This window comes from Phreatobacter aquiterrae (assembly GCF_053471285.1).
In genome coordinates, this window is record NZ_JBJPHW010000007.1 from 54048 (window position 1) to 76276 (window position 22229).

The 22229-nt window shown below is 67.5% G+C and carries 21 protein-coding genes; 9 read left to right on the plus strand and 12 right to left on the minus strand.

The genetic code is table 11. The features are described from left to right. Position 1 precedes the first annotated feature (1 nt). The 9 genes from ACJ4V0_RS12145 to ACJ4V0_RS12185 all read right to left on the minus strand — a co-directional run bounded on the left by ACJ4V0_RS12145 (position 2) and on the right by ACJ4V0_RS12185 (position 10631). Complete coding sequence (locus ACJ4V0_RS12145) at positions 2-3193, minus strand: efflux RND transporter permease subunit (RefSeq protein WP_448300027.1); 3192 nt, start codon at positions 3191-3193, stop codon at positions 2-4. Between the two features lie 112 nt (positions 3194-3305). Then, on the minus strand, positions 3306-4412 hold the full coding sequence (locus ACJ4V0_RS12150; RefSeq protein ID WP_448299837.1) for an efflux RND transporter periplasmic adaptor subunit: 1107 nt from the start codon (positions 4410-4412) through the stop codon (positions 3306-3308). A gap of 11 nt (positions 4413-4423) precedes the next feature. Then, positions 4424-5026: a TetR/AcrR family transcriptional regulator gene (locus ACJ4V0_RS12155; protein ID WP_448299838.1), complete on the minus strand. Its 603-nt coding sequence runs from the start codon at positions 5024-5026 to the stop codon at positions 4424-4426. Between the two features lie 206 nt (positions 5027-5232). Next, positions 5233-5442: a CsbD family protein gene (locus ACJ4V0_RS12160; RefSeq protein ID WP_448299839.1), complete on the minus strand. Its 210-nt coding sequence runs from the start codon at positions 5440-5442 to the stop codon at positions 5233-5235. A 61-nt stretch (positions 5443-5503) separates the two neighbouring features. Next, the gene (locus tag ACJ4V0_RS12165) at positions 5504-6565 is read right to left on the minus strand and encodes a branched-chain amino acid ABC transporter permease (protein WP_448299840.1); all 1062 of its coding nucleotides are present in this window, start codon (positions 6563-6565) and stop codon (positions 5504-5506) included. A 4-nt stretch (positions 6566-6569) separates the two neighbouring features. Next, a complete protein-coding gene (locus ACJ4V0_RS12170; RefSeq protein WP_448299841.1) occupies positions 6570-7589 on the minus strand; it encodes a branched-chain amino acid ABC transporter permease in 1020 nt (339 codons plus the stop codon). Between the two features lie 10 nt (positions 7590-7599). Further along, positions 7600-8337 (minus strand): ABC transporter ATP-binding protein, encoded by a 738-nt coding sequence (locus ACJ4V0_RS12175; RefSeq protein ID WP_448299842.1) that lies wholly within the window; start codon positions 8335-8337, stop codon positions 7600-7602. After that, positions 8330-9103: an ABC transporter ATP-binding protein gene (locus ACJ4V0_RS12180; RefSeq protein ID WP_448299843.1), complete on the minus strand. Its 774-nt coding sequence runs from the start codon at positions 9101-9103 to the stop codon at positions 8330-8332. Before ACJ4V0_RS12180 ends, ACJ4V0_RS12175 begins: the two co-directional genes overlap by 8 nt. 319 nt (positions 9104-9422) lie before the next feature. Then, entirely contained in the window at positions 9423-10631 is a 1209-nt protein-coding gene (locus ACJ4V0_RS12185) for a substrate-binding domain-containing protein (RefSeq protein ID WP_448300028.1), read from the minus strand. A gap of 139 nt (positions 10632-10770) precedes the next feature. On the opposite strand from ACJ4V0_RS12185, the gene ACJ4V0_RS12190 reads away from it, so the two are divergent. Genes ACJ4V0_RS12190 through ACJ4V0_RS12215 form a run of 6 tightly spaced genes read left to right on the plus strand, consistent with a single transcriptional unit; the run spans position 10771 to position 15292 of the window. Beyond that, positions 10771-11406, plus strand: coding sequence for a TetR/AcrR family transcriptional regulator (locus ACJ4V0_RS12190; RefSeq protein ID WP_448299844.1), 636 nt, complete (start codon positions 10771-10773; stop codon positions 11404-11406). Continuing rightward, positions 11399-12190, plus strand: coding sequence for an enoyl-CoA hydratase/isomerase family protein (locus ACJ4V0_RS12195; protein WP_448299845.1), 792 nt, complete (start codon positions 11399-11401; stop codon positions 12188-12190). Before ACJ4V0_RS12190 ends, ACJ4V0_RS12195 begins: the two co-directional genes overlap by 8 nt. Then, on the plus strand, positions 12187-13689 hold the full coding sequence (locus tag ACJ4V0_RS12200) for an acyl-CoA synthetase (RefSeq protein ID WP_448299846.1): 1503 nt from the start codon (positions 12187-12189) through the stop codon (positions 13687-13689). The genes ACJ4V0_RS12195 and ACJ4V0_RS12200 overlap by 4 nt, the downstream gene beginning before the upstream one ends. Then, on the plus strand, positions 13686-14087 hold the full coding sequence (locus ACJ4V0_RS12205; protein ID WP_448299847.1) for a MaoC/PaaZ C-terminal domain-containing protein: 402 nt from the start codon (positions 13686-13688) through the stop codon (positions 14085-14087). Before ACJ4V0_RS12200 ends, ACJ4V0_RS12205 begins: the two co-directional genes overlap by 4 nt. Then, positions 14077-14460 (plus strand): hotdog family protein, encoded by a 384-nt coding sequence (locus ACJ4V0_RS12210; protein WP_448299848.1) that lies wholly within the window; start codon positions 14077-14079, stop codon positions 14458-14460. The genes ACJ4V0_RS12205 and ACJ4V0_RS12210 overlap by 11 nt, the downstream gene beginning before the upstream one ends. Beyond that, complete coding sequence (locus tag ACJ4V0_RS12215) at positions 14453-15292, plus strand: alpha/beta fold hydrolase (RefSeq protein ID WP_448299849.1); 840 nt, start codon at positions 14453-14455, stop codon at positions 15290-15292. Before ACJ4V0_RS12210 ends, ACJ4V0_RS12215 begins: the two co-directional genes overlap by 8 nt. On the opposite strand, the gene ACJ4V0_RS12220 is transcribed toward ACJ4V0_RS12215, so the two are convergent. After that, a complete protein-coding gene (locus tag ACJ4V0_RS12220) occupies positions 15270-15779 on the minus strand; it encodes a MarR family winged helix-turn-helix transcriptional regulator (RefSeq protein WP_448299850.1) in 510 nt (169 codons plus the stop codon). The genes ACJ4V0_RS12215 and ACJ4V0_RS12220 overlap by 23 nt on opposite strands. A gap of 236 nt (positions 15780-16015) precedes the next feature. On the opposite strand from ACJ4V0_RS12220, the gene ACJ4V0_RS12225 reads away from it, so the two are divergent. Next, positions 16016-17029 carry a fumarylacetoacetate hydrolase family protein gene (locus tag ACJ4V0_RS12225; RefSeq protein ID WP_448299851.1) on the plus strand — a complete coding sequence of 338 codons (1014 nt, stop codon included), beginning with the start codon at positions 16016-16018 and terminating at the stop codon, positions 17027-17029. Between the two features lie 36 nt (positions 17030-17065). Further along, positions 17066-18019 (plus strand): MBL fold metallo-hydrolase, encoded by a 954-nt coding sequence (locus tag ACJ4V0_RS12230; protein ID WP_448299852.1) that lies wholly within the window; start codon positions 17066-17068, stop codon positions 18017-18019. 6 nt (positions 18020-18025) lie between these two features. Here the strand turns inward: ACJ4V0_RS12230 and ACJ4V0_RS12235 are convergent, their stop codons facing one another. Next, the gene (locus ACJ4V0_RS12235; RefSeq protein ID WP_448299853.1) at positions 18026-19519 is read right to left on the minus strand and encodes a hypothetical protein; all 1494 of its coding nucleotides are present in this window, start codon (positions 19517-19519) and stop codon (positions 18026-18028) included. 234 nt (positions 19520-19753) lie between these two features. Between ACJ4V0_RS12235 and ACJ4V0_RS12240 the strand changes: the two genes are divergently transcribed. Next, entirely contained in the window at positions 19754-21139 is a 1386-nt protein-coding gene (locus tag ACJ4V0_RS12240) for a class II 3-deoxy-7-phosphoheptulonate synthase (protein ID WP_448299854.1), read from the plus strand. 80 nt (positions 21140-21219) lie between these two features. Here ACJ4V0_RS12240 and ACJ4V0_RS12245 read toward each other — a convergent pair whose 3' ends face one another. Further along, on the minus strand, positions 21220-22083 hold the full coding sequence (locus ACJ4V0_RS12245) for an outer membrane protein (RefSeq protein ID WP_448299855.1): 864 nt from the start codon (positions 22081-22083) through the stop codon (positions 21220-21222). Between the last annotated feature and the right edge of the window lie 146 nt (positions 22084-22229).

The window sequence follows — 22229 nt, forward strand, 5'->3', positions numbered from 1 at the left end:
CCTATTCCGCGGCGAGCGGCAGCGGGGACGCGGGCATGGCGCCTTCCGCCGGCGTTTCCTCCGCCGCAAGCTGCGGCCGGCGCACCTTGAACCAGAGCGCATAGAGCGCCGGGAGGAACAGGATGGTGAGGAGCGTCGCGGCGAACAGTCCGCCGGCGATGGTGATCGCCATCGGCCCCCAGAACAGCGAGCGCGCCAGCGGCAGCATGGCGAGGATCGCCGCCATGGCGGTCAGCACCACCGGCCGCGAGCGATGCACCGTCGCCTCGATGATGGCGTCGTAGAGCGACAGGCCGGCCGCCTCGTTCTCATCGATCTGCTGAACGAGGATCACCGTGTTGCGCATGATCATGCCGGCGAGCGCGATGAGGCCGAGCAGCGCCACGAAGCCGAATGGCGCGTTGAGCAGGTTGAGGGCGAGCGACGCGCCGATAACGCCCAGGGGCGCCGTGGAGAAGACCAGCAGAAGCCGTGAGAACGACTGAAGCTGGATCATCAGCACCGTCAGCATGCCGAGTGCCATGACCGGATACAGCACCACGAGCGAGGCATTCGCCTTGGCCGATTCCTCAACCGCGCCGCCGACCTCGATGCGCATGCCCGGTGCGAGCGACGCCTTCAGATCCTTCAGAGCGGCCTCCACCTGACCGGACACGACCGCAGGCTGGACGCCATCGACCACGTCGGCGCGCACCGTGATGGAGAGTTCGCGGTTGCGCCTCCATAGGATCGGATCCTCCTGGTCGAACTCGATCCGCGCCACCTGCGCCAGAGGCACCGGCACCCCGCCGCGGGCGACGATGGTCAGATCGCCGATGCGGCCGAGATCGACGCGCTCGGCGGGAACGGCGCGCGCGACGATATCGACCTTCTCAGTGCGGTCACGCAACGTCGTGACGGTCACGCCGCTGAGCAGCGTCTGCAGTGTCTGGGCGACGTCCTGGACATTGAGGCCGAGCGCGCGGGCACGGTCCTGGTCGACGACGAGGCGCACCGACGGCGACTGTTCGTTCCAGTCGAGATGCGGATCACGCGTTGAGCGGTTGGCGCGCATGATCTCGCGCACCTTGACCGCCAGCTCGCGCACCGCCTGAGGCTCGCTGCCGATAACGCGGAACTGCACGGGGAAGCCGACGGGCGGGCCGAAACTGAAGCGGTCGACGCGCACCCGCGCCTCCGACAGGGCGCCGTCGGCCAGCGCCTTCTCGAGCCTGGCCTTGAGCCGCTCGCGCGCTTCGAGGCTCTTCGTCATGATGACGATCTGGGAGAAGGACTCGTCCGGAAGCTGCGGGTTGAGGCCGAGCCAGAAGCGCGGGCTGCCCTGGCCGACATAGGTGGTGTAGGTGCGCACATCGTCATCGCCCTTGAGCAACGCCTCGGCGCGCTTGGCCGTCTCCAGCGACGCGGTGATGGACGAGCCCTGCGGCATGCGCATTTCAAGGAACAGCTCGAGACGCCCCGATACCGGGAAGAACTGCTGCTGGACCCGGGTGAAGCCGGCCACCGAGACGGCGAAGATGCCGATCGTCGCAGCGACCACGACGAACTTGTGGTCGACCGACCAGCGAACCACACGGCGCAGAAGCTGGTAGGTCGGCGTGGCGTAGAGCGCGTGCGGATCGGAATGGTCGGGTTTCGGCGGGATCGGCTTGCCGCGCTTTTCCGCACGCTTGACGGCCCGCTGGTACTTGCGTTCGGCAAGTGCGTGGAAATCAGGCAGCAGGACAGAGCCGAGATAGGGGGTGAACAGGACCGCCACGAACCACGAGACGATCAGCGCCAGGCCCACCACCCAGAAGATCGAGCCGGCATATTCGCCCGTCGATGAGTTGGCGAGCCCCACCGGCAGAAAGCCGATGGCGGTGACCAGCGTGCCGGTGAGCATCGGAAAGGCGGTGGAGGTCCATGCGAAGGCGGCCGCCGAGATGCGATCCCAGCCCTGTTCCATCTTCACCACCATCATCTCGACCGCGATGATCGCGTCGTCGACCAGCAGCCCAAGCGCAATGATGAGGGCGCCGAGCGAGATGCGGTGCAGGTCGATGCCAGCCAGGTACATGACCGTGAACACGACCGCGAGAACGAGCGGCACGGACAGTGCCACGATGACGCCGGTGCGCAGACCGAGCGAGACGAACGAGACGAACAGCACGATGGCCAGCGCCTCGACAAACGACGTCTTGAATTCGGAGACCGCCTCGCGAACGACATGGGGCTGGTCGGCGATCTGCCCCATCTCGATGCCGGCGGGCAGTTCGGCGCGGAACTCCTCGCGTGCCTTTTCCAGTTCCTCGCCGAGGGCGGTGATGTTGGCGCCCTTCTGCATGACGACGCCGACGAGCAGCGCAGCCTGCCCCTCCTGGCGGATCAGATAGGTCGGCGGATCGACGAAGCCGCGGGTGATGGTCGCGATGTCGCCAAGCCGGAAGATGCGGCCGTTGACGTCGACGGGAATGGCCGCGACCGCCGCCACGCCGTCGAGCGCGCCGGTGACCCTGAGCGGCACGCGCGCCGCGCCCGTGTCGATCGTGCCTGCGGGTACGACGGCGTTCTGCTTCTGCAGGCTGTCGAAGATGGTTGCGGCGGTGACACCGAGCGTCGCAAGCTTGGCATGGCTGAACTCGACGAAGATGCGCTCGTCCTGCGCCCCGTAGATATTGACCTTGGTGACATTCGGCACGCGCAGCATCCGGCTCTTCAGCCGCTCGGCGATGCGCTTGATATCAGCATAGGTCGTGCCTTCGCCGGTCAACGTGTAGAGCACCGCGTCGACGTCGCCGAACTCGTCATTGACCGCCGGGCCGATCAGGCCGCTCGGCAGATCGGCCTTCAGATCGTCCAGCTTCTTGCGCAGCTGATAGAACAGCTGCGGCACCTCGCGGGGCGGCGTCTGGTCGCGGAACGACACCTGGATCGCGGTGAACCCCGGCTTGGTATAGGTCTGCGCCCGGTCGAAATAGGGCAGTTCCTGCAGTTTCTTCTCGATGCGCTCGGCGACCTGGTCCTGCATCTCGCGGGCGGTCGCGCCGGGCCAGGCCACCGTGATCGTCGCAACCTTGATCGTGAAGGAAGGGTCCTCCGCCTGGCCGAGCCGCAGGTAGGAAATGGTACCGGCGATGATGACCAGGAGAATGGCAAACAGCACCAGCGGGCGATGCGTCACCGCCCAGTGGGACCAGTTGCCGCGCGTCAGGGCGGGATCGTGATGGTCGTGGGCGGAAGACATGACGGAGGGCTCCGCGGGAGGGACGGCTGGCGAACGGCGATATGAGGGAAGGGGCGCCGCTCAAGGCGCCCCGTGGTGATTAGGGGGCGGTGACGATGCGCACGCGCTGGCTGGGGTCGAGCTTGTGGACGCCGAGCGTGACGACCTTGTCGCCATCGGCGATGCCCCCGGCGATGAGGACGTCGCGGCCGTCATAGCCGGCCACCGTGACCGGCATCAGCGTCAGCTTGCCGGTGGCCTCGTCGACGACGAAGACCGAGGGGCCGCGCCCTTCCGAATAGAGCGCGGAGATGGGGAGGCGAGCCACGCGGGCGGACGCGGGCTCGCCAACCGTGACGGTCGCGGTCATACCGATGACCACGCCGTCATCGGCGTCTTGAATGGTGAAACGGGCCTGGAAGGTCCGCGTGGCGACATCGGCGGAGGCCGCCATCTCGCGCAGCACGGCGGGATAGGTCTTGCCGGCGTTCGACCAGAGCGAGACGGTCGCGGCGCCGGCGCGCACGCGCTCGATGAGCGCCTCGGGAACGGCGACCACGGCCTCGCGTTCGCCGGAACGTGCCAGACGCACAACCGGCGTGCCGGCCGCGACCACCTGGCCGGGCTCGGCCAGCGTTGCGGTGACGATGCCGTCGCTGTCGGCGACCAGCGTCGCATAGGCCAGCTGATTGGCGGCGAGGTCGAGGGCGCGCCTGGCGCGATCGAGCCGGCCGCGCGCATCGGCGGTCTTGGCCAGCTGCGTTTCGAGCGTGGCCTGCGTGGCCCAGCCTGCAGCACGAAGATCCTGGGTCCGCTTGTCCTGAGCGAGCGACGAGGCGAGGTTCACCTCGGCCGCGGCGAGTTCGGCCTCGGCCTGCTGCTTCTGCAGCCCGAGGTCCACCCCGTCGATGCGGGCGAGCGCCTGGCCCTTTTCGACCCGCTGGCCCTGCTGGACGAGCCGCTCGGAAATCTTGCCGGCAAGGCGGAACCCGAGATCGCTCTCGACGCGCGGCCGGACGGTGCCGACGAAGGAGCGCTCACGCATCTGCGGCTTGAACGCCACGGTCTCGGTGCGGACGGCGCGCGGTGCGGCATCCGCCGGCTTGGCGTCGGTGCGGGCATTGCCGTCGGTGCAGGCGGCGAGCCCCAGCGCCAGGACGCCGATGGTGAAGAGGGGAAGGAGACGGGAGCCGACGGAGGGGGACATGGCGGCAGTCCTCACGCTTTCAGGGCACGGATGGCGAATTGGGTCAGGCGGCTCGTCTGCTCGTCGAGGTCGTTGTCGAGCACGCAATGGCCGATCAGGGTGGGATGGAAGACGCTGACGTGGCACTGCTTGAATGACAGGGCGGCCTCGATGGGATCGCGCACCACGAAGGCGCCTGATGCCATGCCCTCCCGGATCACTTCGGCAAACAGGCCGACCAGCGTTTCCAGATGCGCCTTCACGACATGCCAGTTCTCGGTCATGGCCGCCTCGACCATGTCGTAGAGCCGCTTCTCGTCGAAGAGTTGCGCCTTGTTGAACTGATGGATGGCCATGGCCATCCGGGCGAGGCGCTCTTCCGGCGCGACGGTGCGATCGGCCGCGATCTGCCTCAGAATCTGATGACAGTTCTCAAGCAGCCGCCGCGCGATTTCCTCGCAGATCGCCGCCTTGGAGGGGAAGAAACGATAGACATTCGCCGGGCTCATGCCGAGCTCGGTCGCGATGTCGGCGATCGCCGTCTTGCCGTAGCCGACGCGGCGGAAATGCTCCTCGGCGACGACGAGGATGCGCTCGCGTGTCTCGTCGGCGGTGAAGCGGGCCCGTGCGGTCATGGTTCCTGACGTATGATCAGTGACGATTTTGAAAATCTATCACTTATCATTCTTGCGTCAAGCCTCGGGCCGGTCGCTTTCACATCACGATTAAGGGAGCATCACCGGAACGGTCAGAATGAGGACGGCCCGCCCGGCTGAACCGGACGGGCCTCCAGGCAGCCGCTGTTGAACAGGCGGGCGCCGACTTCTCGGGAATGATGGGCTCAGGGGAGCCAGGTGCGACCGTTGAACCAGTGGTCGATTTCGTTCTTGGCCTGGTCCTTGGCGTAGCCGTAGCGCTCCTGCAGCTTGCCTTCGAGCTGGTCGCGGCGACCGGCGATCACGTCGAGGTCGTCGTCCGTGAGCTTGCCCCATTGCTCCTTGATGGAGCCCTTGATCTGCTTCCAGTTGCCTTCGACACGGTCCCAGTTCATGGCAGGTCCTCCTCGCGGTTGGATGACCTGAAAACCCGCATCCGGCGGAACGGTTCCCGCGTCAGCGCCCCTTGTCGCGCAGACGTCCGACAATGCCGGTGGGGAAGAAATAGACGCTGAGGACGAAGAGGATTCCGAGCAGCAGCAGCCAGCGGTCCGGGTGCAGCAGCTTCGGCAGGAGCGGAATGCCCTCTGTCGCCGCCGAGGCCGTGCCCATCAGCTTCTGCAGGTAGTTCTGCGCGACGATGAACAGCGTCGCGCCCACCACGGCGCCGTAGAGCGTGCCCATGCCGCCGATCACCACCATCAGGAGGATGTCGAGCATGATGGCGAAGGAGAGCGTGGTGTCGGGGCCGGTGTAGCGCAGCCAGATCGCGCTCATCGCCCCGGCCAGCACCGCCATGCCCGCCGCAAGGCAATTGGCGACCGTGCGATAGTAGACGACGCGGTAGCCCAGCGCCTCCGCCCGCATGTCGTTCTCGCGGATGGCCTGCAGCACGCGGCCGAAGGGCGAGTTGACCACACGCAGCGCCAGGAGGAACAGCGTCACGGCGGAGGCGAAGACGAGATAGTAGGCGAGGATGCGCCCGTTGATCACGGTGCCGAAGAGGGGCTGTTCCAGCAGGCGGAAACCGGGGCGCAGCACCGGCGGCACGGAGAAGGAGCGGCCGTCCTCGCCGCCCGTGATTTCCGAGAACTGCGTGGCGAGGATCAGGAAGGCGGAGGCCACCGCCAGCGTGATCATGGCGTAGAAGATCGCGCGCACGCGCAGGGACAGAAGCCCGATCAGGAAGGCGAGCACGACACCGACGACGAGGGCCAGCAGGATGCCGAGCGCGATGACGCCCCAGCTTGCGCCGAAGGCGTAGAGGCCGAGCCCGACGCCGTAGCCACCGATGCCGAAGAACATGGTGTGGGCGAAGGAGACGATGCCGGTATAGCCGAGGAGGAGGTCGTAGCTCGCCACCAGCACGATGAAGATGCAAACCTTCGCTGCGGTGTTGATGGCCGCAGCCCCCGAGAACAGGAAGGGTGCAAAGGCGAGCCCGACGAGGATGGCGAGGAGGACGCCCGTGAGGATGCGGCTGCGCGGATAGTCGCCCGAGAGAAGGGTGTTCAGCATGGCCTCACCTCTTCGCCACGGGGTAGAGCCCCTGCGGCCGCCACATCAGGATCGCCACCATCAGGAGGATGTTGGAGGCCAGCGCCAGCTTCGGCAGCAGGAAGGCGGTGTAGTTCGCCATTAACGCCACCAGGATGGCGCCGATGAAGCAGCCCCCGACCGAGCCGAGGCCTCCGATGATGATGACGATGAAGACCAGCACCATGACGTCGCCGCCGATCGCCGCCGTCAGCGTCTCGCGATAGAGCGCCCACATGACGCCGCCGAGCCCCGCCAGCGCCGAGCCGGCCACGAAGACGCCGACGAAAAGCCTGCGGATGCGATAGCCCAGCGCCTCCACCATTTCCGCATTCTCGACGCCGGCGCGGATGAGCAGGCCGATACGGGTGCGGTTGAGAACGATCATCATGGCGGCGAATACGACAAGGCCGACGACCACCGCGAGGATACGGAACTTCTCGATGGCGAAATCGCCGAAGACGATGGCGCCGCGCAGTCCCGTCGGCAGGGCCATAGCCTTCTGGTCGCCCCCCCAGATGACGTGGATGAGCTGCTCGGCGACGATGAGGCCGCCCATGGTGATGAGGATCTGCTTGAGGTGCTGGCCATAGACCGGCTTGACAATGATCCGCTCGAAGGCCCAGCCGAGCACGCCGGTGCCGATCATGGCGACCGTCACGGCAAGGCCCAGCGCCATGAGGTTCCAGCCGAGCGAATCCACCTGCACCCAGCCCGACAGCAGGAGGAGGACCGACATGGCGAGATAGGCGCCAACCGCGATGAAGGCGCCGTGGCCAAAGTTCAGCACGTCCATCAGGCCGAAAACGAGGGTGAGGCCCGAGGCGATGACGAAGATCATCATGCCCATGGCGAGGGCCGCCACCGTCAGCGTCACCCAGGTCGTCGGATTGCCGACGAAGGGCAGCGCCGCGGCGGCCAGCCCGATCGGCAGCAGAATCGGCAGATAGTCGTGCCTGATGGCGGGAAGCGCATCGGCGGCGGACGGCGAAGGGGCGATGGTCATGGTCCAGGCCTCACTGGTGCGCGTCGAGCGACAGGCCGAGAAGGCGCTGCTGCAACGCTTCGTCGCGGGCCATCTCCGCCATGGCGCCGCGGTGCACGATGCGGCCGTCGTCCATCACCGCCACGTGGTCGCCGAGGCTCGCCGCAAAGCGGAAGTTCTGCTCGACCAGAAGGATCGTCGTCTCGCGCTTGAGCTGGGCGAAGGCGGTGATCATGCCCTCGATGATGGCCGGCGCGATGCCCTTGGTCGGCTCGTCGATGAGGATCAGCGTGCGCGGCTCGACAATGGCGCGGGCGATGGCCAGCATCTGCTTCTGGCCGCCTGAAAGCACGCCGGCCGGGAACTGCCAGAACTTCTTCAGCGCCGGGAACAGGGCGAAGATCCAGTCGAGGCGGGCGGTGTCGAGCGGACCGGAGCGTGCCGCCAGCGTCATGTTCTCGGCCACCGTCAGGTCGGCGAAGACGGCCATGGTCTCCGGTACATAGGCGATGCCGGCCTGGGCGATCTCCGGGGTCGGCGTGCCGCCGATGGACCGACCATCATAGGTGACGGTGCCCTTCGACGGCTTCCATAGCCCCATGATGGTGCGCAACGTCGTCGTTTTGCCGGCGCCGTTGCGGCCGAGCAGCACGGTCATGCCGCCGCGGGGAAGTGCGAGATCGACGCCCTGGAGGATGTGATACTGGCCGATATGGGTATGCACCCCCTCCAGCGTCAGCAGCAGGTCGGGCTTCAGGGTCTCAGCCATGGGCCGCCTCCGCCTTGGGCGCTTGGCCGAGATAGGCCTCCTGGACGACCGGCGAGGCGATGACCGCCGCCGGCTCTCCGTCGGCCACCAACTGTCCATTGTGCAGCACGACGATGCGGTCGGCGAGCGAGCGCACCACATCCATCTTGTGTTCAACGAGCAGGATGGTCTTGGTCTCGTCCTTTTTCAGCGCATGGATGAGGTCGAGGATGACCGGCACCTCGTCCACCGACATGCCGGCCGTCGGCTCGTCGAACATGAACACGCGCGGCTCCAGCGCCATCATGATCGCGACCTCCAGCTTGCGCTTGTCGCCGTGCGGCAGGGCCGCGGCCAAGGTATTGCGGACGCCTGAGAGGTTGACGAGATCGAGATAGTGGTCGGCCTTGTCGATCCAGTCGCGATGGCTCGACCACAGGGACAACAGGCTCGCCGCCTTCCGCCCGCGCGCCTGGACAGCAAGGCGCACGTTCTCGCCGACCGACAGGTTCGGGAACAGGTTGGTGATCTGGAAGGCCCGCCCGATGCCGCGCTTGGCGCGCCCGGCCGCGCCGAGCATCGAGATGTCCTCGCCGTCGAGTAGCGTCTGGCCGGAGGTTGCGGCGAGTTGGCCGGACATCAGGTTGAAATAGGTCGTCTTGCCCGCTCCGTTCGGACCGACGATGGCGGTGAGCGTGCCCGCGTCAAAGGCGCAGGACACGGCGTCCACCGCGACGTGGCCGCCGAAGCGGATGGTCAGGTCGCGTGTTTCGAGGACGGGCGGCATGGGCGATGGGTGCTTCTGGCGAGCGACGGCAGGGAGAGATAGGCAACGTCAGTCGAAATGGTGGTGGATGAGGCGCGCGCTGCACGACGGATGTGCGTCCTTCGAGGCTCGCTCCGCTCGCACCTCAGGGTGAGACCTGGGAGCATGGCACGGCGGTTGTTCTTAGCGGAGACCTTCACGCCCCCACGGCTGCTGCAGGACACCACCCTCCTCATCCTGAGGTGCGAGCGGAGCGAGCCTCGAAGGACCCACTTCGGAGTGTGCCAAGCGCCCCGTCGGAGGAGAGCGCGGCCGGATCATCTCCGGCCGCGCCCCGGCGTCAGTTCGTGCGTCGGTTGGTGATCGGCAGTGGCATCTCGGCGGCCGGAATGGTGCGCACCAGCTCGAGCATGTCGTTGTCGCGGCCGTTCGGGCGGATGCGGAAGTGGAACATGTCCTGCAGCGCCTGGTGATCCTCCCTGCGGAAGGTCATCGGACCCTTCGGCGTCTGAAAGGTCATGCCCTCCATGGCGGCGATGAGTTTCTCGGTGTCGGTCGAGCCGGCCTTCTCCAGCGCCGCGACGACGGCGGCGGCGGCGGCGAAACCACCGGCGACGAAGAAGTCCGGCGGCGCGTTGTGACGCTTCTGGTACTCGGCCTTGAGCCAATCGTTCAGCGGGTTCTGCGGGAAGTCGTAGTAATAGTAGATACCGCCCTCGGTGCCGGCGAAGGCTTTCCAGGCGTTCATGGCGGGAAGGATGTTGCCGCCGGGCGCAAGAGCGATGTTGAAGCGCTCCGGCTTCATGTCGACGAACTTCGCCATCGGATGCGCGCCGGCCCAGATGAAGCCGATGACGCGTTTGCCGGGACGGTCCTTCAGCGCCGCGAACAGACGCTCGGCGAAGGGTGCGAAGTCGGCGGTGTTGCCGGCGGCAAACTCCTCCGCGACGATGCGGGCGCGCGGACGAATGGCGGCGAGCGCGGCCTTGTAGGCGGCGACGCCGTCGCGGCCGAAGGCCGTATCGAGGCCCATCATGCCGATGGAGACATCCTCGTTCTCCGGGATCGAGGCGGCAGCCGCGAGCGCGTCCTGGTAGGACGAACGACCGGTGCGGAAGATGTAGCGGTTCCAGCGCGGACCGGTGATCGAATCGGCCACCGCCGGCTCGACGATGAGGATCTTCTTCGCCTCCTCGGCGACCGGCAGCATGGCCAGCGCCACCGGCGAGCCGGTCGTGCCCACGGCCAGCGCCGCGCCGTCGTCGTTGTAGCACTCCTCGAGCAGCGCCTTGCCGCGGTCGGGGCGGAGCTGGTCGTCCTTGACGATGACCTGCAGGCGCATGCCGGCGACCGTGTTGGTGCCACGCGTCAGATATTCGAGGCCCATCATGAAGCCGACCTCGGTCTGCTTGGCGTAGGCCTCGAGCGGGCCGGTGCGGCCGGCGATGAGACAGATCTTCACGTCGCGCGTCTGCGCGATGGCCTGGCCGGTGAACGACGTCACGGCCAATGCGAGCGAGGCGGCAGCCATCGCCAGCGTCTTCCTCAACATGGGATCCTCCCTGATCCAGATTTTGAAACTGACACTTGAGTCATGTTTCATGTGACGCTAGCTTCGTCTCACAAACGCGTCAAGCGGGAAGGCGGTTCTGAGCCTAGGGGGCGACGGGCCGATGACGGAAACGCCCATGTCCAACGTCCACCCGGCAGGTCCCCTGCCGGCGCCCAAGACCAAGCGCGGGGAGCGCACCCGCCAGAAGATTCTCGACGCGGCGGAACGCGAGATCGGCGCGCGGGGATTTTCCGACGCCTCGATCGCCACCATCACGGCGGAGGCGGCGGTCGCGCAGGGCACCTTCTATCTCTACTTCCGCTCCAAGGAGGAGGTTCTGCGCGAACTGGTGCTGCGCATGGGCCGCCGCCTGCGCCACCACCTCACACGCGCGACCATGGACGCCGCCGACCGCCTTGAGGCCGAGAGGCTCGGCATCCGGGCCTTCCTGCAGTTCGTCCGCGACAATCCGAACCTCTACCGGGTCGTGGCCGAGTCGCAGTTCGTCGATCCGGCCATCCACCGCGCCTATTACGAGGAGTTCGCCGCCGGCTACCGCACCGGCCTCGAGGAGGCCGAGGCGCGGGGCGAAATCTCGGCCGGCGACGCCGAGGTGCGGGCCTGGGCGCTGATGGGCGTGACCGACATGGTGGGGCGCCGCTACTCGCTCTACGACGATGCCGGGCCGCTCGACGCCGCAGCCGAGGCGGCCTTCGACTTCATCGCGAACGGTATCGCGCCGCATCCGGCCGGGCGGGGCCGCCATGGCTGACGGACAGTCGCGAGTCGAACCCCTGATCCTCCTGGCCCGGGCCGGCGATAGCGCGACGCTGACGCTGAACCGCCCGGCGCGTCACAACGCCCTGGTGCCCGACCTTCTCGATGAACTGAATGGGGCGCTGGACCAGTTGGCAACCGATCCGCCCGCCTGCCTGGTGCTGCGTGGCGCGGGCCGCTCATTCTCGACGGGCGGCGACGTCGCGGCCTTCGCCGCCCTGCCGCGCCGCGCCCGGCGACGCTATGCCGAGGGCCTCGTCGGCAGCCTCAACGCCGCCATCCTCGCCCTGATCGACCTGCCCTGCCCGGTGATCACCCGCCTGCATGGCCCGGTCACCGGCGGCTCCTGCGGCCTCGTCTTCGCCAGCGACCTCGTCGCCATGGGACCGCGGGCCTTCTTCCAGCCCTACTATGTCGATGTCGGCTTCTCGCCCGATGGCGGCTGGACGGCGCTGCTGCCCGGGCGCATCGGCGCGGCCCGCGCCGGCGCCATCCAGATGCTCAACCGCCGCGTCGATCCGGACGAGGCCCTCGCCCTCGGTCTCGTCCAGGCGGTGGCACAGGAGGAAAACCTCGACGCCATCGTGGCCGGCTGGTGCGACACGCTCTCCGCCAAGGTTGCTTCCAGCCTTGCCGCGACACGCGCCCTGCTGATGCCCCCGGCATGCCGCCGGACGATCGCCGACGGGCTCGAACGCGAGCGTCAGCGCTTCCTCGACCTGATCGAAACCGACGAGACCGAGGCCGGCATGGCCCGCTTCCTCGCGAGGTCCGCATGAAGACGATTCCCGACCTGTGCAGCCGCCGCGCCGGACTGTCCCCCGATGCCATCGCCTTCGAGGAGATCGCGACGGGCCGCACCCTCACCTATGCCGCGATGGACGAGGCCGTCGGGCGCGGCGCTTCCTTTCTCGCAGAACAGGGGCTGGAGCCGGGCGACCGCCTCGCCGTCCTATGCCACAATGGCGCGACCTTCTTCGAACTGCTCTTCGCCTGCGCGCGTGCGGGCATCATTCTGGTGCCGCTCAACTGGCGCCAGCCGCCGGCCGAACTGAAGCCGATCCTCGCGGACTGCGCGGCAAAGCTGCTGCTCGCGGATGAAGCGACCCAGGACCTCGCCGGTGAGTTGACCGACGTCCTTCCCGTCATGTCCTTTGCCGACTATGAGACAGGGCGCTCCGCGACACCCTCGGCCGCTGCCGCGCCATCCCCCTGGGAGACCGATCGCGTCTGGTACCTGCTCTACACATCGGGGACGACCGGCAAGCCGAAGGCCGTGATCCAGACCCCTGGCATGGCTCTTGCCAATGCCATCAACATCCAGCAGGCGACCGGGCTCGGCGCCGGCGACGACACCCTGAACTTCCTGCCCCTGTTCCACACCGCCGGCATCAACCTGCACGCCCTCCCCGTCTTCATCGTCGGCGGCACTTCGCGCATCATCCCGAAGTTCGATCCGGACGTGGTGATCGACCTCATCGGACAGGGGCGCCTGTCGCTGTTCTTCGGCGTCCCGGCCATCTACCAGGCGATCAGCCTGCACCCGGCCTTCGGCACCACCGACTTCTCGCGCGTCCGTCACTGGGGCTGCGGCGGCGCGCCGATCTCAGAGCCGCTGCTGCGTGCCTTCCTCGCTCGCGGGGTGACCATCTGCAACGGCATGGGCATGACCGAGACGGGGCCGACCGTCTTCCTGATGGAGCCGTCGAAAGCCGTCGAAAAGATCGGCTCGGTCGGCAAACCGCAACTTCTGGCCGAGGTCCGTCTGGTGGATTTCCAGGACAAGGACGTCGCGCCGGGAGAAGCCGGCGAACTTCTCTTCCGCGGCCCTGGCATCACCCCCGGCTACTACAACAATCCGGAGGCCACGACCCGCGCCTTCGCGCCGGGCGGCTGGCTGCGCTCGGGCGACGTCGGGCGGCAGGACGAGGATGGCTGCTACTACGTCGTCGACCGCATCAAGGACATGTTCATCTCAGGTGGGGAGAACGTCTATCCGGCAGAGGTGGAAATCGCGCTTCACGCCCACCCGGCGGTGCTCGAGGCGGCAGTTCTCGGCGTGCCTGACGAGACCTGGGGCGAGGTGGGTCATGCCGCGATCCTGCTGCGTCCGGGCCTCACGGCGACCGTCGACGACATCCGGGCCCATGCCCGCGCGCGCCTCGCCGGCTACAAGGTCCCCAAACACATCACCATCGTCGCGGATTTCCCGCGCACGGCCGCGGGCAAGATCCAGAAGCATGTCCTCCGCTCGCTGGTGTCAGGAGGCCGGCCGTGATCGCGCCCGGACCACTCTTCCGCGAGACGCGCAGCCTGACGCAGGCCGATTTCGACCTCTTCGCCCGCGTCAGCGGCGACGACAATCCGATCCATGTCGATGCCGCCTTCTCGGCCCGCACCCGCTTCGGCCGCACCGTTTCGCACGGCATGCTGCTCTACACCGTCCTGTGGGGCCTCATCCGCCGCCATGTCCCGGATGCGCGCCAGACGTCCCAGACGCTGATGTTTCCCGCCCCGGCCTTCGCCGGCGAGCCCCTCGTCTTCTGCGGCGTGGTCGAGGAGACCGATGGCGCGCGGGCGACCATCGCCCTGCGCATCATGCGCGCCGCCGACGCCACGCCGGTCTGCGAAGCGACCGCCTCGATCCAAACGGGGAGCACACGCCATGCAGGCTGAGATCAGGGTGGGCGATGCGGCCCGCGTGACACGGCGCTACACGGCAGATGATCTTGCAGGCTTTGCCGCCCTGGCCGGTGTTCCCGCTGTAAGCCTCGATCAGGTGCCCGAGCCACTGATCGGGGCGCTTTTCTCCTATCTTCTGGGGGTGAAGGTTCCCGGGCCCGGAACCAACTACCTGAAGCAGGAGATCGCCTTTCCCGCCCCCGTCCCGCTCGGCGAGGACCTCACCGCCACCGTCACGGTGACGCGGCTGAGGCCCGACAAGCATCTCTGCGATCTTTCGACGGTCCTGACCGGCGTCGACGGGCGGTGCCTGGCCGAGGGGCGCGCACTCGTCCTCGTCCGGGACGTCGGAACGGCGCATGGCTGATATCGCCCGGCGCCCCGCCCTCACCGACATCGGCGCCGGACCGGCTCTCGTGTTCCTGCACGGCTGGTCGGTTGATCGCTCGTTCTTCGCGGCGCAGGAGGCGCTCGCCGCCGCGGGATTCCGGATCGTCGTTCCGGACCTTCCCGGCCATGGCGAGAGAGATATCGGCGCGACGCCGCCGACGATTGCGGGCCTTGCCGACGATCTCTCGGCGCTGCTGTCGGAACTGCGGCTGGAGGCGGCCACGCTCATCGGCTGGTCGATGGGCGCGACCGTCGCGCTGGATGTCCTCGCTCACCGCGGAACAGCGGGAATTGCCGGGCTGGTCATCGTCGACATGACACCGAAGGTTCCGAACGCGCCGGACTGGCCCTACGGTCTCTCGAGCGGCCAGGACATGGCCGATGCCATGGACGCCGCCGGACGCATGGAGGGGGATTGGTCGCGCTACGCTCCGAGGATCGCCCGGGCGATGTTTTCGCCGGGCCGGATGGAGGACGATCCGCTCGTCCACCGGGCGGCCGAGCGCATTGCGGCCCGCGATCCCGAGGTCATGGCCCTGATCTGGCGCTCGCTGGTCGCCGCCGACCATCGCTCGACTGTGGAGAACCTCCCTGTGCCGGTCCTCGCCGTCGCAGGCGCGGAAAGCCAGCTCTACAGGCCGGACGTCGCCCGATGGATCGCCAGCCATGCACCGGACGGGCACGCGATCGAGATTGCCGGCGCGGGCCATGCGCCGCATCTCGAGCAACCGGCCGCATTCAATGCAGCTTTGGCGGCCTTCGCGCGGCGCCTGTCGGATCAGGCGCTTAGTCTCCGTCCGACGGCGTGACAGCGGCTCCATTCAGGAGCTTGCGGCTCTGCTCGGTCAGGCGTGTCAGCAGCCGGTCCAGTTCCCTGCGCTCGTCGGCCGTGAAGCCTTCGCTCAACTCCGCCGCAAAACTCTGGGCGATGGGAACGAGGTCCGCGTAGATCGCCTCGCCATCGCGGGTCAGCGAAATGAAGGCTTCGCGCAGGTCGCGGCGGTTGGCGCGGCGTTGGACGATCTTGCGCTTCGTCAGGCTGGCCACGGCGCGCGAGACCTTCGTCTTGTGCATGTGGCTGTGCGCGCCGATCTGCTTCGCCGTCATCGACCCGAACTGGCCGAGCGTCGCGATCACCCGCCACTCCGGAATGCCCAGCCGGTATCGATCGGCATAGATGCTGGACAGACCCTGGCTGACGACGCTTGCGAGAACGTTCAGACGGTAGGGAAGGAAGCTGTCCAGCTCGAGCTTCTGGCCTGAAATCGAAGACTTGTCCGCAGTTTGGCAGTCCATGAGTGCTCCGTAGCGAAGAGCGTCAATCCAGTAAACGCATCAATGGTGGCAATGTCCCATTCCGTACAAGGGAATGTATCGCTATGCGGGACGTTTCGCAACGCGACAAATATCAGACAACCCGCTGAAGTAGCACCATGCCGAAGTGGCTGGTCAAGTCGCCACCGACAGGCTTTGATGCGGGGATGACCGTTCATATCCGGATTCGGACGGTTGGTTCCGCGAGGCGATGTTCCATGAAGCTTGCGTCACTGAAGCATGGTCGGGACGGCCGGCTGGTCGTTGTCTCCAGAGATCTGACCCGCGCGACCGATGCCTTTCCCGTGGTCTCCACCCTGCAAGGCGCGCTGGACGACTGGGCCCGCCTGCAGCCGCGTCTGCTCGACCTCGCCGAACAGCTCGAACTAGGCTCCGTTCCCTCGTTCCGCTTTCATGAACATGACTGCGCCAGCCCCCTGCCGCGGGCCTACCAGTGGGCCGATGGCTCGGCCTACGTCAATCATGTGGCGCTGGTCCGCCAGGCGCGCGGCGCCGAGATGATGCCCTCGTTCTGGACCGATCCGCTCATGTACCAGGGCGGTTCCGACACGTTCATCGGTCCCCGTGACCCGATCGTGCTGCCGGACGAGGCCCACGGCATCGATTTCGAGGGCGAGGTCGCCGTCATCACCGACGACGTCCCGATGGGCGTCACCCCCGACGAAGCGCGCGATCTCATCCGCCTGGTCATGATCGTCAACGACGTCAGCCTCAGGAACCTCATCGCGGCGGAACTGGCCAAGGGCTTCGGCTTCTTCCAGTCGAAGCCCTCGACGGCCTTCTCGCCGGTTGCCGTGACGCCCGACGAACTCGGCAATGCCTGGGTCGATGGCAAGCTACACCTGCCGCTTCGCGCCTATCTTAACGGCGAGCCCTTCGGACGGCCCGACGCCGGCGTCGACATGACCTTCGATTTCGGAACCCTCATCGCCCACGCCGCGAAGACACGCGCGCTGACCGCCGGCACCATCGTCGGCTCGGGCACGGTGTCGAACCGGGATACCGACGGCGGCCCCGGCAAGCCGATCGCCGAGGGCGGGCTCGGCTATGTCTGCATCGCCGAGATGCGCACCGTCGAGACTATCGTCCAGGGCGCTCCCGTGACGCCCTTCATGCGCTTCGGAGACACGGTCCGGATCGAGATGAAGGACGTGACGGGCCATTCGATCTTCGGTGCGATCGACCAGATCGTGCGCAAGCATCACGCCTGACAACGCCCCTCCCCCGCCGCTTCGCGGAGCATCGCCATGTCCCCGACCTTCGCCTCGACCGCCGATCTCGGCCCCAAGACGGTGTCGTTCGACCGTCTCGGCGAGGGCCTCTATGCCTACACGGCGGAGGGCGATCCCAATTCCGGCATCATCGTCGGCGACAACGGCTGCATGGTCATCGACGCGCAGGCGACGCCGGCCATGGCCGGTGACGTCATCGCCCGCGTCCGGCAGGTCACCGACAAGCCCATCCGCTACGTGCTGCTGTCGCACTATCATGCCGTTCGCGTGCTCGGCGCATCGGCCTACGAGGGTGCCACGATCCTCGCCTCCGACGCCACCCGCGGCCTCATCGTCGAGCGCGGCGAACAGGACAAGGCGAGCGAGATCGGCCGCTTCCCGCGGCTCTTCCCGGGGGCGGAATCGATTCCTCCGGGCCTGACCTGGCCGCACGTGACCTTCGAGAAGGAGTTGACGGTCTGGCTCGGCCGCCGCGAGGTGAAACTCATCCATCCCGGCCGCGGCCATACCGCCGGCGACACGATCGCCTGGGTTCCGGACGCCGGTGTCGCCTTCACCGGCGACCTCGTCGAGTATCATTCCGCCTGCTATTGCGGCGACGCCCACTTCAAGGACTGGCCAAAGACGCTGGACGTTATTCAGGCCATGGCGCCGAAGGCGGTCGTCCCCGGCCGCGGCGCCGCCCTGACGACGCCGGACATGGTGGCGGACGGCATCCGGCTGACCCGCGACTTCCTGTCGACGCTGTACGGATCGGTCTCGGACAGCGTCGGCAAGGGCCTCTCCCTCAAGCAGGCCTTCGACGCCTGCCGGCAGGCCATGGACCCGAAGTTCGCCTCCTTCGCCATCTACGAACATTGCCTGCCCTTCAACGTCTCGCGCGCCTATGACGAAGCGAGCGGCATCGAATGGCCGGTCATCTGGACCGATGTCCGCGACCGCGAGATGTGGGCGAAGCTGCAGGGATGAGGCGGCTCACCGCCCCGCCCGCTCCCACATGTTCTTGGTGACCTGAACGAAGGCCGTCGAGCGAAGGCCGGCGTCCTTCATGGCAGCGGCGATTCTCGTCATGAGTTCGGAATCGCCCGAGGAAATGGCGATGTCGAGCATGATCGCCCATTCGTCGTCGGCAGGCTCCTCGCCCTTGTTGCCGGCTGCGATCTCGCGCATGCGGCCCGCGAGGGTCGCGACGCGGGCCATGTAGGCCTTGGCACCCTCCGACGTGATCCGCGCCGCAACGGCATCGACGGCCTCCTGCGGACCGCGCCCGACGACGGCGCGCCACAGCGTCTCGAAGACGACGCCGATCCGCTCCTGATCGAACGTGACGCGGTTCAACTCGTCGATGCGGCCGAGCCTGGCAAAGAGGTCGCGGGCCTCGGCGACGGCGCCGCGTGCGACCAGCATCTCGATGGCCGTATCGACGATGGCGCCCCGGAACCGCCCGGCAGCCTCGCCGGCCTCGGCGACGGCGACGAGCCTGTCCACCGGCAGGTTGCGCATCGGGCCGATATCCTCGTCGACCGACACGCTCTCGCTCTCGGGCAGCTTCAGCGCCGGCCCGAAGACGCGGATCCAGTCGGCGCGCCCCTCGCGCATGAGGATGCGCAGCACGCGGCTCGCCGATTCCGCGTCCACCGGCGAGTTGAAGGGCGGACGCGCGGCAAGCGCCTTGGTGAAGGCCTCGAGGTTGTTGGCGGCGATGGCGCCGCGCAGCACCATGTCCCAGCTGTCGCGGCGGGCGGTCTCGGCATCGTCGAACGGGGCGGTCTGGTTGGCGCGCGCGCCGCGCGCCCATTCGTCGATCGAACGCGCAATGGCCGCGTCGCCGCGGGCGCCGGCCTGCAAGGCCTGCGCCATGCGCCGCGAGAAGCGGTCCTTGATCTGGGCGACGACGGCATCGGCGGTGGCAGGCGCCCGCGCGATGGCGATCTCCAGCACCTCGAGCCTCAGGTCGTCGCGGCTGTCGCTCTCCACCAGACGCTCGATGCGCGGCAGCACCTCGGCAATGCGTCCGGCCCTCGCCTCGTCGAGGATGAGCACGGAGGGTTCCGACAGGGCGGCGGGCTGCGGCTGGTCGAGGCCGAGTTCGCGATAGGCGCCGGCGAAGTCGCCCTTGCGCGCCAGATGCTCGGCGCGCACCGGAATGATGCGCTCCTTGATACCGTCGACGGTCGCGATCTTCGCCCAGGCCTCGTAGCGCTCCATCCAGCGGTCGCGGGCGGCGGGATCGGGGTCGCTCTGCAGGAAGGCCTCGAAGGCGGCGGTGGCGGCCCAGCCCTCAGGCTCCTCGGCGGCGGCCTTGAGAGCGAGTTCGGCGGTGCAGGCGGGAACCGGGCGGGCGAGGCAGGCGGCCGCGTCGACGGTCACCTCGATCGCGTGCGGCGCCTGCGCGGCAACGGGCAGCGCCAGGAGGAGGGCTGACGCAGCGACGGCGGAGAACAGCGCTTGGCGCAGGGTGCGGGTCATGGCGAGCCTCGATGTCACGGCGGGATTGCGGGTACAGGAGGGAACGCGCCAAAGCAACGCGCGATCCCGCCGCACGACGACACGAGCCATGCGGGACGGTCGACCTGCTCGCACCGCCGCAGCCTATCGTGTATAAGCGCCGATCCCGGCCAGTTTTTCGTCGACACGATGAGGCAGGGATCACTTTTTCGCGCGAAGCGGTTTTCGCGTGCGTGTGCCGAGAGGAAACAAGTCATGGGCGAGCGTTGGAGCCCGTCGAGCTGGCGGTCGAAGCCGATCCTGCAGGTGCCGGTCTATAAGGACCCGGCGGCGCTGGCGGAGGTTGAGAAGCGCCTTTCGGGCTTTCCGCCGCTGGTTTTTGCGGGCGAGGCGCGCAACCTCAAGAAGGCCCTCGCGAAAGTCGCAAGGGGCGAGGCCTTCCTTCTGCAGGGCGGCGACTGCGCCGAGAGCTTCGCCGAGCACGGCGCCGACAACATCCGCGATTTCTTCCGCGCCTTCCTGCAGATGGCCGTGGTGATGACCTATGCCGGTGGCATGCCGGTGGTGAAGGTCGGCCGCGTCGCCGGCCAGTTCGCCAAGCCGCGCTCGACTGACACCGAAACGATCGACGGCGTGACGCTGCCCTCCTATCGCGGCGACATCATCAACGACATCGCCTTCACGCCGGATTCGCGCGAGCCCGATCCGGCCCGCCAGGCCATGGCCTACCGCCAGTCGGCGGCAACCCTCAACCTGCTGCGCGCCTTCGCCTATGGCGGCTATGCCAATCTGAACAACGCCATGACGTGGATGCTCGGCTTCGTGAAGGATACGCCGGCCAACGACAAGTACCGGCACCTGGCGGAGCGCATCGAGGAGGCACTCGACTTCATGCGGGCCTGCGGCATCGACCCGGAGGCCCATCCGGAGATGCGCACGACCGAACTCTACACCAGCCACGAGGCGCTGCTGCTCGGCTACGAGGAGGCGCTGACCCGCGTCGATTCCACCTCCGGCGACTGGTATGCCACCTCGGGCCACATGCTGTGGATCGGCGACCGCACGCGCCAGCCGGACCATGCGCATGTCGAGTACTTCCGCGGCATCAAGAACCCGATTGCCTTCAAGTGCGGCCCGAGCCTCGACGCCGACGGTCTCATCCGGCTCATCGACGCGCTGAACCCGGAGGACAAGGCCGGGCGCATCACGCTGATCTGCCGCTTCGGCGCCGACAAGGTGGAGAAGCATCTGCCCGCCCTCATTCGCGCCGTCGAGCGCGAGGGACGGACGGTCGTCTGGTCTTGCGACCCGATGCACGGCAACACGATCAAGGCGGGCAACGGCTACAAGACCCGCCCGTTCGACCTGGTCATGGGCGAGATCGAGCGGTTCTTCGCCATCCACGGGGCCGAGGGCACCTATGCCGGCGGCATCCATCTGGAAATGACCGGCAAGAACGTCACCGAATGCACCGGTGGCCGTGCCGCCATCACGGACCTCGACCTCTCCGACCGCTACCACACCCACTGCGACCCGCGGCTCAATGCCGAGCAGGCGCTGGAAGTGTCGTTCAAGGTGGCCGAGATGCTGAAGCGCCAGCGGCTCAACCGCGCTCCGGCGGTGCGGGAAGCGGCCGAGTGACCCGGGCCGCCTGACCTGAACGAAAAGGCCCGCCCCGGTGACCGGAGCGGGCCTTTTTCATGCCGACGGTAGCGGGGAGATCAGTACTTGATGCCGACGCCGGCCCGCACGGTGTGCAGGCTGACCGGGACGCCGCCCATCGAGGGGATGCGCAGGAACTGGTATTCGGCACGGGCGAAGATGTTGTTGGTGATCAGCGCCTCGACGCCGGTGCCCATGGCGAAACCGAAGCCGATGACGCCGTTCGAGGTGCGCGACGTGTTGACCAGGTCCGAATAGCCGGCCGTGTAGTCGACGCCGTCGCCGGCATCGGTATCGATGCGGCTGATGCCGGCGCGGTAGGATACCGAGGTGTTGCCGCGGGCGATCGCGATGCCGCCGGTCATGTAGGGCATGACCCGACCGTAGGCCCAGCCGGCCCGCAGCCGCGCGGTGAAATAGTCTGTGAGGGTGGCGCTGACGGTGCCGCTCTGGGAGAAGGAGTCGGTGAAGCCGGTCTGCACATACATGACGTTGAACGGCTGGGCCCAGTTTCGCGTCCCGCCACCACCGCGCGCGACGCGGTTGTAGTCGAACTCGACACCGATGACGGCATCCTCGAACTGCGCCTGGTAGCCGACGAAGACGCCGAACATGACCGGTGTCGAGCGGATCGGGTCAACATTCACATAGCTGAGCGCCGACGTGTGTGTGGTCGTGTCGAGATAGACGAGCCCGTTGAGCAGCCGCTCGGTCTCGCGCCGGGCCATGCCCTGGGCGTCCATGTTGAGGCTGCCGATGCCGCCCTGAATACCGCCATAGACGCCGGTCCAGTTCGGCCCGGTCTCCTCGTAGGCGGGCAGCGAGCCCCTGAGCGCCATGTCGGCGGCGCCCGCGCTGGCGGCGAACGCCAGGGTCGCCAGCATTGCTGCAAAACCAGTCTTGATCGTCGAACCCGCCGTCATGCCGGCCTCCTCGTGAGACTCAGGCCCTGAGGCCGATCCCGAACAGGCCCTATTCATGAATCATCAAGGTTACCGGCGGGTTAAGCCGCCGGCGCATCAAACCTTTGTCCTGCCTCGATATTTTTACTCTTCGTTCAGCAATCTTA